Origin of the sequence: Streptomyces parvus (assembly GCF_032121415.1) — a bacterium.
In the GTDB taxonomy this organism is placed as follows: Bacteria; Actinomycetota; Actinomycetes; order Streptomycetales; family Streptomycetaceae; genus Streptomyces; species Streptomyces globisporus_A.
This window is the reverse complement of the sequence record NZ_CP135079.1, coordinates 3352329-3365075: the sequence shown is the minus strand read 5'-3', so window position 1 is coordinate 3365075 and position 12747 is coordinate 3352329. Positions and strand designations below refer to the sequence as shown.

At 70.4% G+C, this 12747-nt stretch carries 11 protein-coding genes; 6 read left to right on the top strand and 5 right to left on the bottom strand.

Translation table 11 applies throughout. The features are described from left to right. Window positions 1-270 precede the first annotated feature (270 nt). Window positions 271-1863, top strand: a complete 1593-nt coding sequence (locus RNL97_RS16020; protein WP_243314389.1) for a protein kinase domain-containing protein — start codon at window positions 271-273, stop codon at window positions 1861-1863. A 42-nt stretch (window positions 1864-1905) separates the two neighbouring features. Here the strand turns inward: RNL97_RS16020 and RNL97_RS16015 are convergent, their stop codons facing one another. From RNL97_RS16015 to RNL97_RS16005, 3 genes are all read right to left on the bottom strand, one after another. Then, window positions 1906-2937 (bottom strand): phosphotransferase, encoded by a 1032-nt coding sequence (locus RNL97_RS16015; protein ID WP_030585838.1) that lies wholly within the window; start codon window positions 2935-2937, stop codon window positions 1906-1908. Between the two features lie 128 nt (window positions 2938-3065). Further along, window positions 3066-3518, bottom strand: coding sequence for a pyridoxamine 5'-phosphate oxidase family protein (locus tag RNL97_RS16010; RefSeq protein ID WP_030585836.1), 453 nt, complete (start codon window positions 3516-3518; stop codon window positions 3066-3068). Between the two features lie 88 nt (window positions 3519-3606). Then, on the bottom strand, window positions 3607-4266 hold the full coding sequence (locus RNL97_RS16005) for a response regulator (RefSeq protein ID WP_030585833.1): 660 nt from the start codon (window positions 4264-4266) through the stop codon (window positions 3607-3609). A gap of 348 nt (window positions 4267-4614) precedes the next feature. Here RNL97_RS16005 and pdhA point away from each other — a divergent pair, with 348 nt between their 5' ends. Genes pdhA through RNL97_RS15990 form a run of 3 tightly spaced genes read left to right on the top strand, consistent with a single transcriptional unit; the run spans window position 4615 to window position 8224 of the window. Continuing rightward, complete coding sequence (gene pdhA, locus RNL97_RS16000) at window positions 4615-5775, top strand: pyruvate dehydrogenase (acetyl-transferring) E1 component subunit alpha (protein WP_243314387.1); 1161 nt, start codon at window positions 4615-4617, stop codon at window positions 5773-5775. A 2-nt stretch (window positions 5776-5777) separates the two neighbouring features. Further along, window positions 5778-6758 carry an alpha-ketoacid dehydrogenase subunit beta gene (locus RNL97_RS15995; protein ID WP_030585828.1) on the top strand — a complete coding sequence of 327 codons (981 nt, stop codon included), beginning with the start codon at window positions 5778-5780 and terminating at the stop codon, window positions 6756-6758. A gap of 11 nt (window positions 6759-6769) precedes the next feature. Further along, window positions 6770-8224: a dihydrolipoamide acetyltransferase family protein gene (locus RNL97_RS15990; RefSeq protein WP_313750851.1), complete on the top strand. Its 1455-nt coding sequence runs from the start codon at window positions 6770-6772 to the stop codon at window positions 8222-8224. 88 nt (window positions 8225-8312) lie between these two features. On the opposite strand, the gene RNL97_RS15985 is transcribed toward RNL97_RS15990, so the two are convergent. After that, window positions 8313-9188, bottom strand: coding sequence for a D-alanyl-D-alanine carboxypeptidase family protein (locus tag RNL97_RS15985; RefSeq protein WP_243314386.1), 876 nt, complete (start codon window positions 9186-9188; stop codon window positions 8313-8315). A gap of 288 nt (window positions 9189-9476) precedes the next feature. Continuing rightward, window positions 9477-10376 (bottom strand): D-alanyl-D-alanine carboxypeptidase family protein, encoded by a 900-nt coding sequence (locus tag RNL97_RS15980; RefSeq protein ID WP_030585820.1) that lies wholly within the window; start codon window positions 10374-10376, stop codon window positions 9477-9479. A 337-nt stretch (window positions 10377-10713) separates the two neighbouring features. On the opposite strand from RNL97_RS15980, the gene RNL97_RS15975 reads away from it, so the two are divergent. After that, complete coding sequence (locus tag RNL97_RS15975) at window positions 10714-11397, top strand: GntR family transcriptional regulator (protein WP_313750850.1); 684 nt, start codon at window positions 10714-10716, stop codon at window positions 11395-11397. Continuing rightward, window positions 11394-12701, top strand: coding sequence for an MFS transporter (locus tag RNL97_RS15970; protein ID WP_030585817.1), 1308 nt, complete (start codon window positions 11394-11396; stop codon window positions 12699-12701). The genes RNL97_RS15975 and RNL97_RS15970 overlap by 4 nt, the downstream gene beginning before the upstream one ends. Window positions 12702-12747: the final 46 nt, after the last annotated feature.

Here is a 12747-nt window from a genome sequence, read left to right as displayed (position 1 = left end):
CGGTTCCCGTACAACGCGATTACGCGCCAAGTCTGCCGTAGGGGTCCGACACGTCAAGCCGGGTGCCCGTTCCGTGACCCTACGCACAAGAAGCGTCTCGGAAGCGTTACAGGAAACGCATCAAATTCATGTGCAGGACGCGCCGGGCGGCCCGATGATCCTGCCGGAGCGGAACCGTGGTGTCCGGCGGAGGCTGTAGCGTGACGTGGCAATGCAGCAAGGCACCGTGAGAACCCGCGGACGCGCGGACAGATACGACGGCGAGGACTGATGGCACCCGATTCCGAAGCAAACGGCGGCGGAGTCTCGGATGGCACCGACTCCTGGGGCGTCGGCGGCGTCGTCGGTGACGGCCGTTACCGGATGACCCACCGGCTCGGCCGCGGCGGCATGGCAGAGGTCTACGCGGCGGAGGACGTCCGGCTCGGACGCACGGTCGCGGTGAAACTGCTCCGCTCCGACCTGGCCGAGGACCCGGTCTCCAAGGCCCGCTTCACCCGCGAGGCACAGTCCGTCGCGGGCCTCAACCACCATGCGATCGTCGCCGTGTACGACTCCGGCGAGGACGTCGTGGGCGGCCAGACCGTCCCGTACATCGTGATGGAACTGGTCGAGGGCCGGACCATCCGCGATCTGCTCCTGACCGCCGAGGCCCCGCCGCCCGAGCAGGCGCTGATCATCGTCTCGGGTGTACTGGAAGCCCTCGCCTATTCGCACCAGCACGGCATCGTGCACCGCGACATCAAGCCCGCCAACGTGATCATCACGGATTCCGGCGCGGTCAAGGTGATGGACTTCGGCATCGCCCGCGCGCTGCACGGCGCGCAGTCGACGATGACCCAGACCGGCATGGTCATGGGTACGCCGCAGTACCTCTCCCCCGAGCAGGCGCTCGGCAAGGCCGTCGACCACCGGTCCGACCTGTACGCCACCGGCTGCCTGCTCTACGAGCTGCTGGCGCTGCGGCCCCCGTTCACCGGCGAGACCCCGCTCTCGGTGGTCTACCAGCACGTCCAGGACATCCCGGTGCCGCCCTCCGAGGTCTCGGACGTGGTCCCGCCGGAGCTGGACGGGATGGTGATGCGCTCGCTGGCGAAGGACCCGGACGACCGTTTCCAGAGCGCCGAGGAGATGCGCGGGCTCGTCCAGTACAGCCTGCAGATGCTCCAGGTGCAGGGCGGCCACACGGGCACCTGGAACACCGGCCCGGTCGCGCTGCACGAGGGGGGCCAGACTCCGCCGCACGGCATGACCGGCTCCACCCGCGCGATGGGCACGGGGCACCCGATGCACGGGGACACCTCGCAGGGCCCGATCCTGCCCCCGTTCAACCCGGACGACGGGGGGTACGACGGCGGCGGGCAGCGGCGCTCCGGCGGGCGCGGCAAGATGTGGCTCTTCGTCCTGCTGGCCCTGATCGCGATCGGCGCGGGCGTCGCCTTCGCCCTCAACGCGGCGCAGGGCGACGGCGACAAGAAGGACCCGGTCACCCCGTCGACCTCGGTCAGCCAGTCCGAGGACGAGCCCTCGGAGGAGCCGACCGAGGAGGAGAGCGAGGAGCCGGAGGAGCCGGACACCACCAGCGGTGGCCGGACCGAGCCGAACCCGCCGCAGTGGACCCCGGACCCGACCCCGAGCGAGCCGACGTTCAGCCCGTCCCCGACGCCGACCGGCACGGACGGCGGCACGTCGGACGGCAGCACCAACGAGGGCAGCACCGGCGAGCCCACGGGCGAGCCCACGGACCCGACGACCGACCCCGGCACCCCGGGCGGCGCCGGTGACGACGGCGGGGCCGGCGGCGAGGACGGCGGTACGGGCACGACGCCCGGCGAGACGGCGCTGGGCGCCACGACGGGCTGAGGCATCCACCGGAGCCGGCCGGCACACGCCGGTCGGCGCCGGTCACTCCGTGAAGGCCGCGCACACCGCCTCGTACTCGCGCGTCCACCACACCGCCAGGGCCGACACCGCGGGAAACTGCGGGTCGGCCCTGCGGTCGTCCAGGCGGTAGCGCCAGCGCAGTATCCAGAAGTCGTTGAGCCGCTCCCACCACACCCGGTGCACCGCGGCCGCCAGTTCCCCGGCCCCCGCCCCGGCGGCCCGCCGGTACGCCCGGGCGTAGGCGCGTACCTTCGCGAGGTCCAGCTCCCCGGCCGGCCGGACGAAGAAGATCGCCGCCGCCCGTACCGCCTCCTCGGCACGCGGCTGTACGTCCAGCCGGTCCCAGTCCACGATCGCGACCGGGTCGGCGCCCCGGTAGAGCAGGTTCAGCGGGTGGAAGTCCCCGTGCACCCAGCCGGTGGCGGGCCCCTCCGGCGTGGGCGGGCGGCGGTGGGCGTGCTGTTCGAGCAGGGCGCGGCGCTCCACGAGCCGGTGCACGGCGAGTTCGTCGAACGCGTCGCGCGGGGTGTCCCGGCCGTCCTCGCCGCGCGCGGCGGCCAGCAGGTCGTCGATCAGCGCGAAGGTGTCGGCGGCGTCGGGGCTGCGGTGTCCCGGCCGGCCGGGCGGGCTCGCGCGGGGCGGGCCGTCGCGCGGTGCCATCACCTGTTCCAGGCCGGTGTGCACGGTGCCGAGCAGCGTGCCGAGCCGGCGCGACTGGGCGAGGGTCAGCTGGGCGCCGACCCGGTGGAGGCCCTCGACCCAGGGGTGCAGGGCGTAGCAGCGTTCGCCGATCACGGTGACGGTGTCGCCCCGGGTGTCCGTCAGCGGCGGCACGACGGGCACACCGAGCGACTTCAGGCGCTGGGTGGCACGGTGCTGGCGCACGATCGCGGCGCGTTCGCCGCTGGTGTCGTCCAGGTGCTTCTTGTCGAGATGGTGCTTGAGGAAGTAGGAACCGCTCGTCGTGGAGACGCGGTATCCGTGGTTCAGCAGGCCTTTGGTGATCGGCTCGCAGGCGAGCGGCTCGCCCACGCCGGGGTAACGGCGCAGCACCTCGCCGACCGGGGGAACAGGTGGACGAGTGACATATGAGCGCGGCACTTACCAGATGTTAGATCACTCTGCGTGGCCGCTTTGCGGACTTGCGGTCACCCCTGCCGGTGCGCTAGAGGGGCACAGGCTCAGAAGTCCAGCGTGTGTTCCGTGACGAAGTGCGGATCGACCCGGAGGTACGCCGGCGCGTAGGGCTCCCCGTTGACGCTGACGGGAGCCGCGCCGAACAGTTCCTCCTGCTCGGGGCAGAGGCGCACGATCTCGGCGGGCCCGGTGAACTGCACCGACCACAGGTTGCCGCCGTCGCCCGAGGCCGCGTCGTTGTAGTTGTCCGCCCCGTACGCCACGACGCTCCCGTCGCACGCTTCGTGGTGGCCGAAGCCCCGGTGCATCCGCAGCAGGATGCGGCCGTCGCTCACGACGTGCCGGGCCACCGCCAGGAACGGCAGGGCCCGCATGCTGGTCGCGAGGCGGCCGTAGGGGACCCGGCCGAGCAGATCGAGGGGCTCGGCCGGCCCGGTCCGCTCGATCGTGCCTACCGCGCGGCGTTCGCGGGGGGAGCCGTGGGAGTCGAAGGACATGGCCTCCACTGTCCCCCGCGCGTAGGGGCCGCGTAAGAGTCGCCTGCCCCGGGTGGCGCGGGACCAAAGTCCCGCCGCCCGGGGCGGTTCAGCGGCGCTCGGCCTGGAGCCGTGCGACGTACGCGGCGGCCTGCGAGCGGCGTTCCATGCCCAGCTTGGACAGCAGGCTGGAGACGTAGTTCTTGATGGTCTTCTCGGCGAGGTGCAGCCGCTCCCCGATGACGCGGTTGGTCAGCCCTTCCCCGATCAGGTCCAGGATCTTGCGCTCCTGCTCGGTGAGGCCCGCGAGCCGGTCGTCCCCCTTGGCGGTGCCGCCGTCACGCAGCCGCTCCAGCACCCGGGCGGTCGCCACGGGGTCCAGCAGGGATTTTCCGGCCGCCACGTCCCGCACGGCATTCAGCAGTTCATCGCCGCGGATCGCCTTCAGCACATAGCCCGAGGCGCCCGCCATGATCGCGTCGAAAAGCGCCTCGTCATCGGCGTACGAGGTGAGCATCAGGCATTTGATGTTCTCGTCCTGGGAACGGACTTCCCGGCACACCTCCACCCCGCTGCCGTCCGGCAGCCGCACGTCGAGCACCGCCACGTCGGGCCGCGTCGCCGGGATCCGCGCCAGGGCGTCCGCTGCCGTGCCGGCCTCGCCGACCACCTCGATGTCCGGTTCGGAGGCGAGCAGCTCATGGACGCCACGCCGGACGACCTCATGATCGTCGAGCAGAAATACCGTGATTTTTCCATCTTCGCGCACGATCGCAGTCTCACATACTCGCCTCCCCTCCGCTCTTCCCTGGCGCTGATCCGCGGGATAACGTGCCGTTGTTCCGGCGGCCTGCAAGGCTGTTTCCAGTGCCCTGACCAGCAGCGCTTCGCGTTTTTTTCGATTTACTTGGAAATCCAAGCAAAATCGCAGGTCAGAGAGGGTTTCGCAGTTATGCGATGCACTGGGTAACGTGCCTATGACAGGGCGCTCGCCGGGGCACCTGTCACGCCTGATCCCGGCCCGACCGGCACCCACCCCGTGCACGGCTCCGGACTCAGGCGAGCCGCACTGGTTCCCGGCAGACCCCGGGGGCCGGACCGACGGAGGAGCACGCACGTGACCGTGGAGAGCACTGCCGCCGCGCGTAAACCGCGACGCGCCAGCAAGCGGACCAGCGCCGCCAAGAAGCCGCAGAGCGCCGAGCCCCAGCTCGTACAGCTGCTGACGCCCGAGGGCGAGCGCGTCGAGCACCCGGACTACAGCATCGACCTGAGCGCGGAAGAGCTGCGCGGCCTGTACCGGGACATGGTGCTCACCCGCCGCTTCGACGCCGAGGCGACCGCCCTCCAGCGTCAGGGCGAGCTGGGCCTGTGGGCCTCGCTGCTCGGCCAGGAGGCCGCCCAGATCGGCAGTGGCCGCGCCCTGCGCGACGACGACTACGTCTTCCCGACCTACCGGGAGCACGGGGTCGCCTGGTGCCGAGGCGTGGACCCGACCAACCTGCTCGGCATGTTCCGCGGTGTGAACCACGGCGGCTGGGACCCGAACAGCAACAACTTCCACCTGTACACGATCGTCATCGGCTCGCAGACGCTGCACGCCACCGGCTACGCCATGGGGGTCGCCAAGGACGGCGCGGACTCCGCCGTGATCGCGTACTTCGGTGACGGCGCCTCCAGCCAGGGCGACGTCGCCGAGTCGTTCACCTTCTCCGCGGTCTACAACGCCCCGGTCGTCTTCTTCTGCCAGAACAACCAGTGGGCCATCTCCGAGCCCACCGAGCGGCAGACCCGCGTGCCGCTCTACCAGCGCGCCCAGGGCTTCGGCTTCCCCGGCGTCCGCGTCGACGGCAACGACGTCCTCGCCTGCCTCGCCGTCACCCGCTCCGCGCTGGAGCGGGCCCGCCGCGGCGAGGGGCCGACCCTCGTCGAGGCGTTCACCTACCGCATGGGCGCCCACACCACCTCCGACGACCCGACGAAGTACCGGGCCGACGAGGAGCGGGCCGCCTGGGAGGCCAAGGACCCGATCCTGCGGCTGCGCGCGTACCTGGAGAAGGAGAAGTTCGCGGACGACGCCTTCTTCACCGCCCTGGACGAGGAGAGCGAGACCCTCGGCAAGCGGGTACGGGAAGCGGTACGCGCGATGCCCGACCCGGAGCCGATGGCCCTGTTCGAGCACGCCTACGCCGACGGCAACTCCCTCGTGGACGAGGAGCGCGCCCAGTTCGCCGCCTACCAGGCATCGTTCGCCGACTCTGCCGAGGAGGGCAAGTAGCCATGGCCGCGGAAAAGATGTCCATCGCGAAAGCGCTCAACGAGTCGCTCCGCCTCGCCCTCGACACCGATCCCAAGGTCCTCATCATGGGCGAGGACGTCGGCAAACTGGGCGGTGTCTTCCGGATCACCGACGGGCTGCAGAAGGACTTCGGCGAGGACCGGGTGATCGACACCCCGCTCGCCGAGTCCGGCATCGTCGGCACGGCGATCGGCCTGGCCCTGCGCGGCTACCGCCCCATCGTCGAGATCCAGTTCGACGGCTTCGTCTTCCCCGCGTACGACCAGATCGTCACGCAGCTCGCCAAGATGCACGCCCGCGCGCTGGGCAAGGTCAAGCTGCCGGTCGTCGTGCGCATTCCGTACGGCGGTGGCATCGGCGCCGTCGAGCACCACAGCGAGTCCCCCGAGGCGCTCTTCGCGCACGTCGCGGGCCTGAAGGTGGTCTCGCCGTCCAACGCGAGCGACGCGTACTGGATGATGCAGCAGGCCGTCCAGAGCGACGACCCCATCATCTTCTTCGAGCCCAAGCGCCGCTACTGGGACAAGGGCGAGGTCGACACCGAGTCCATCCCCGGCCCGCTGCACAAGGCAGTCACCGTCCGCGAGGGCAGCGACCTCACGCTCGTCGCGTACGGGCCGATGGTCAAGGTCTGCCTTGAGGCGGCCGCGGCCGCCCAGGAGGAGGGCAAGTCGATCGAGGTCCTGGACCTGCGTTCGATGGCCCCGATCGACTTCGACGCCGTCCAGAAGTCGGCGGAGAGGACCGGCCGGGTCGTGGTCGTCCACGAGGCGCCCGTCTTCTACGGCTCCGGCGCGGAGATCGCCGCCCGGATCACCGAGCGCTGCTTCTACCACCTCGAAGCCCCCGTACTGCGGGTCGGCGGCTACCACGTCCCCTACCCGCCGGCCCGGCTGGAGGACGAGTACCTGCCCGGTCTGGACCGGGTGCTCGACGCCGTCGACCGCTCGCTGGCGTTCTGAGGAGAGGGTTCGTGACGACGATGACCGAAACGTCTGCTCGCTTCCGTGAGTTCAAGATGCCCGACGTGGGTGAAGGACTGACCGAGGCCGAGATCCTCAAGTGGTTCGTCCAGCCCGGCGACACCGTCACCGACGGCCAGGTCGTGTGCGAGGTCGAGACGGCGAAGGCGGCCGTCGAGCTGCCGATCCCGTTCGACGGGGTGGTGCACGAGCTGCGCTTCCCCGAGGGCACGACCGTCGATGTCGGCCAGGTGATCATCGCGATCGACGTGGCTCCGGGCAGCGGCGACGCGCCCGCCCCGGCCGCCGCCGCTCCGGCCCAGGAGCCGGTGGAGGCGCCGGAGGCCGAGGCCGCGCCGAAGGGCCGCACGCCGGTCCTGGTGGGCTACGGGGTCGCCGAGACCTCCACCAAGCGCCGCCCGCGCAAGGGCGCGGCCGCCGCGCCCGAGGCCGCCGCCGTCGCGGCGGCGGTGCAGGCCGAGCTGAACGGGCACGGGGCGCCGGCGCCCGCTCCGGCGGCGGCCTCGCCGACCGGTGCTCCGGCAGGCGGCCGCCCGCTCGCCAAGCCGCCGGTCCGCAAGCTGGCCAAGGACCTGGGCATCGACCTGGCGACGGTGGTGCCGACCGGCAAGGACGGCATCATCACCCGCGAGGACGTCCACGCGGCGGCGGCTCCGGCCGCTTCCGAGGCTCCCGCGGCGGTCGCGTCCCCGGTGGCCCCCCAGGCCCCGGCAGCCGCTGTCCCCGCCGCCGCCTCGGATTCCGCCCGCGAGACCCGTATCCCGGTCAAGGGCGTCCGCAAGGCCATCGCTCAGGCGATGGTCGGCAGCGCGTTCACCGCGCCGCACGTCACCGAGTTCGTCACGGTCGACGTGACGCGCACGATGAAGCTCGTGGCCGAGCTCAAGGAGGACAAGGACATGGCGGGGGTGCGGGTCAACCCGCTCCTCATCATCGCCAAGGCCCTCCTCGTCGCAATCAAGCGGAACCCCGAGGTCAACGCCGCCTGGGACGAGGCCGACCAGGAGATCGTGCAGAAGCACTACGTCAACCTGGGCATCGCCGCGGCCACCCCGCGCGGTCTCATCGTGCCGAACATCAAGGACGCGCACGACAAGACGCTGCCGCAGCTCGCGGAAGCGCTGGGCGAGCTGGTCACCACGGCCCGGGACGGCAAGACGTCCCCGGCGGCGATGGCGGGCGGCACGGTGACCATCACCAACGTCGGCGTCTTCGGCGTCGACACCGGTACGCCGATCCTCAACCCGGGCGAGTCCGCGATCCTGGCGGTCGGTGCGATCAAACTCCAGCCGTGGGTCCACAAGGGCAAGGTGAAGCCGCGTCAGGTCACCACGCTGGCCCTGTCGTTCGACCACCGCCTGGTCGACGGTGAACTCGGCTCCAAGGTGCTGGCCGATGTCGCGGCGATCCTTGAGCAGCCGAAGCGGCTCATCACCTGGGCCTGACGGACAGACGGACAAAGGGTGCGGCCACCATCGGTGGCCGCACCCTTCTGTCGTGCTGTCGTGTCGGGCCGGGGTGCCCGGTGACGGATCAGTCGCGCTGTGCGCCCTGGGGCAGCGTGCGCAGCTTCATGGTCGACGCGGTGGAGGAGCCGAAGCCGTAGTCCAGCAGCTTGGCCGCGTCGTTGTAGCGGTCGGTGCCGTTCAGGATGACACCGACGTATGTCTTGTCGCCCCGGGTGGCGGCGAAGATGAGGCAGGGACCGGCCGCGGTGCCGGTACCGGTCTTGATGCCGACGGCGCCGCTGTAGGAGCCGAGCAGCTTGTTGGTGTTGTACCAGGTGTACGTGCGCACCGCGCCGGTGCTGGTCGCCACGGGGGCCACGTACGTGGTGGTGCTCATGATGCCGCGCAGCGTCGAGCCCCGCATCGCGTAGCTGGCGAGCTGCGCGAGATCGCGCGGGGTCGAGTAGTTGTCCCCGGCCGCCGAAATGCCGTCGAACGAGTCGAACTTGGTGTTGGTCATCCCGAGCGATGCGGCTTTGGCGTTCATCTGGCCGATGAACTGCTTGGTCCGGGCGGCCCGGGTGGAGCCAACGCCGAACGTGTCGGCCAGTGCGTATGCCGCGTCGCAGCCGGACGGAAGCATCAGGGCGTGGAGCAGCTGGCGGACCGTCGCCTTGTCGCCGGACCTCAGATCCGCCGTGCTGGCGCCCTGGGCCGTGACGTAGTCACGGTAGGTCTGCGAGATGGTCACCTTGCGGGACAGATCGACGCCGGGGGTGTTGAGGACGACGGCGGCCGTCATGACCTTGGTGGTGCTGGCCATCTGCCGCTTGATGTCGGCGGCCTTGCCGTACTTCTTGGCGCCGGTCGCCCTGTCCTGCAGGAACGCGCCCTTGGCGCTGAGGGTCGGCAGGGCGGCAGCGGCGTGGGCGGGCGACGTGAGGGGCGTGACCCCAAGCATCACGCCACCGGATACGACGGCTGCTACAACAGTGTTGCGCAGGCGCTTGCCGCGGGCCTTGTGACCGGCCTTGGGGCGGGTCGTGTGGCTCGATATCAATGAACGCTCCGAGTTCGCGAATGCATTGAGGGGCTGGAATATGGAGAGGCCCCGATACGAGACTCATGAGTGGCCCACAAGGATGTACGCGGGCAGGGCGAAGATCTGTCCGTGAGCCCGTGAAGTGCGGGCCCGCGCGACGACCGCGCGGGCCCACCGGGCATTTCGTCTGTCCGCGGGCAGGCGGCCTTAGAGCTTGAAGCCGTAGTCCATGATCTTCTTCGCGTCGGCGGTGCGGTTCGCCTCGGAGGTCGACGTCAGGACCGTGCCGATGACCGTCTTGCCCTTGCGGGTCGCCGCGAAGACCAGGCAGTACTTGGCGGTCGGGCCGGAGCCGGTCTTGACACCGGTCGCGCCGCTGTAGCTGCTGAGCAGCTTGTTGGTGTTGGTCCACGACATGTAGCGGTAGCCACCGCTCTTGGTGGTCACCTTCTGCTTCGTCGACTTGGTCTTGACGACGGAGCGGAACGTGGAGTTCTTCATCGCCTTGCCGGCGATCTTCGTCAGGTCACGGGGGGTCGAGTAGTTGTTGCCGTTCCCGATCCCGTCGAACGAGTCGAAGCGGGTGTTCTTCAGCTTCAGGCTCTTCGCGGTGTCGTTCATCTTGCCGATGAACGACTTCACCCGGGCGCCCCGGGTCTTGCCGGAGCCGAACTTGTCGGCCAGGGCGTACGCCGCGTCGCAGCCGGAGGGGAGCATCAGGCCGTAGAGGAGCTGGCCCACCGTCACCTTGTCGCCCACGATGAGCCGGGCGGACGAGGCGTTCTTCGAGACGATGTAGTCGCTGTACGCCTTCTGGATCGTGACCTTGGAATTCAGGTTCACGTTCTTCTGGGACAGGACGACCAGCGCCGTCATGATCTTCGTGGTCGAACCGGTGGCCCGGCGGGTGTCCGCGGACTTGGTGAAGAGGGTCTTCCCGGTGCCGTCGTTCATCAGGAAGCCGCCCTTGGCGACGATCTTCGGAGCCGGCGGCGCGGCGGCGTGAGCCGTGGAGGCGAAGGCGCTGCCCGCGAGCACCGCACCGGCGGTGAGCGTCACGGTGGCCGTGACGGAGACGCGATTGATGTACTTGATGCTGGTTTTCAACTGAACGCTCCCGAATGCCCCTGATATGCGGCCACATAAGGGTGCCGCTCGGTGGATGAGACTCCTGAGGAAAGGCAATGGATGTCTTACCGAACGGGTGATTTTGCGCAGGCTTGACCCTGGGTCGTCGGCGCGCAGCGGCTCTCGCCGCGCCACGCCTCGCGTCCGTCCTGACCGCGATGCCGTGGTGGCGGCGACCAGCAGCCGTATCCGGCGGGCGAGGGCGTCCCGGCGGGCCGGCGAGGGGCCGAGGGGGCGTGTCATCAGCAGTCGGTGCCGGAGGTCCACCATCCGGACGCCGGTCCCTATGCGTGCATGTTGTATCTATGCTGTGCGCATGCCTGCCGCTTCCGCCGCCCCCGTACGGTCCACGCCCTCGTCCCTCAAGCGCCCGCCCGCCGCCGAGCGGGTCTACACGCACATCAAGGAAGCCGTCCTGGACCGGCGTTACGAGGGCGGGACGCTGCTCACCGAAGGGGATCTGGCGGACGCGGTCGGGGTCTCGCGGACGCCCGTGCGCGAGGCGCTGCTGCGGCTGGAGGTCGAGGGGCTGATCAAGCTCTACCCGAAGAAGGGCGCGCTGGTCCTCGCCGTCTCCGCACAGGAGATCAGGGACGTGGTGGAGACCCGGCTGCTGGTGGAGGAGTTCGCGGCGCGCAAGACCGTGCCCGCATCCCCGCAGCTGATCCAGCGCCTGGAACAGCTCCTGGAGGAGCAGCGGCAGCTGGCGGAGGCCGGCGATCTGGCGGCGGTGGCCGTCACGGACCGCTGTTTCCACGCCGAGATCGTCAAATACGCGGGCAACGAGATCCTCTCGCGCCTCTACGACCAGCTGCGCGACCGTCAGCTGCGCATGGGCGTCGCGGTGATGGAGGCGCACCCGGGCAGGATCGAGGCCAACATCACCGAGCACGGTGAGCTGCTGGAGGCGATCCGGGCCGGGGACGCCGACGGGGCGGCCCTGGTCGTGCGCCGCCATGTCGGCCGGGTGCGGGAGCTGGTGCGGGGTGAGGGCCGGTGAGTTCGGCCGCCCCCACGCTCTCCCTGCCCGGTGACCCGCCCGGCGGCCGGCGTGCCGCCTGGGTCTGGGGCATCGGCGTCGCCGTCTACTTCGTCGCGATCACCTTCCGTACGAGCCTGGGCGTCGCCGGACTCGACGCCGCCGACCGGTTCGACGTCAACGCCTCGGCGCTCTCCACCTTCTCCATCCTCCAGCTCCTGGTCTACGCGGGCATGCAGATACCCGTCGGGCTGATGGTCGACCGGCTCGGCACCAAGAAGGTCCTCACTTTCGGGGTCGTGCTGTTCACCGTCGGACAGCTCGGTTTCGCGCTCTCCCCCTCGTACGGGATGGCGCTGGCCGCACGCGCCCTGCTCGGCTGCGGCGACGCGATGACGTTCATCAGCGTGCTGCGGCTCGGCAGCCGCTGGTTCCCGGCCCGGCGCGGACCGCTGATCGGGCAGGTCGCCGCGCTGTTCGGGATGGCGGGCAACCTCGTCTCGACGCTGTTCATCGCGCGGGCGCTGCACAGCTACGGCTGGACCACGACGTTCGTGGGCAGTTCGCTGGCGGGCGCCGTGGTGCTGGTGCCGCTCCTGCTCTTCCTGAAGGACCACCCCGAGGGCCACGAGCCGCCGCCCGCCGAACACGCCGGGGCCGCGTACGTCCGCCGGCAGATCGCCGCCGCCTGGCGGGAGCCGGGGACCCGGCTCGGGATGTGGGTGCACTTCACCACCCAGTTCCCGGCGATGGTGTTCCTGCTGCTGTGGGGGATGCCGTTCCTGGTCGAGGCGCAGGAGCTGAGCCGGGGCACGGCGGGCACGCTGCTCACCCTGGTGGTGCTGTCCAACATGGCGGTGGGGCTCGTCTACGGGCAGATCATCGCCCGCCACCACGAGGCGCGGGCCCCGATCGCGCTCGGCACGGTGGCAACGACGGCCCTGCTCTGGGCGTCCGCGATCTTCTACCCGGCCGATCACACGCCGATGTGGCTGCTGATCGTCCTGTGCCTGGTGCTGGGCGCCTGCGGACCGGCCTCGATGGTCGGCTTCGACTTCGCCCGCCCGGCCAACCCGCCCGAGCGTCAGGGCACCGCCTCCGGCATCGTCAACATGGGCGGGTTCGTCGCCTCGATGACCACCCTGCTGGCCGTCGGGGTCCTGCTGGACGCCACCGGCGACAACTACCGCGCCGCGTTCGCCTCGGTCTTCGTCCTGGAGGCGTTCGGCGTCGCCCAGATCCTGCGGCTGCGCCGACGGGCGGCCCTCAGGGAACGCGAGCACCACGTGGTCAGCCGTGTCGAGGCCGTGCACGTGCCCGCGTAGCCCTCACCCCGGCGCGCGGGCACGTGCCCGTGAAGCGGTAACGGAG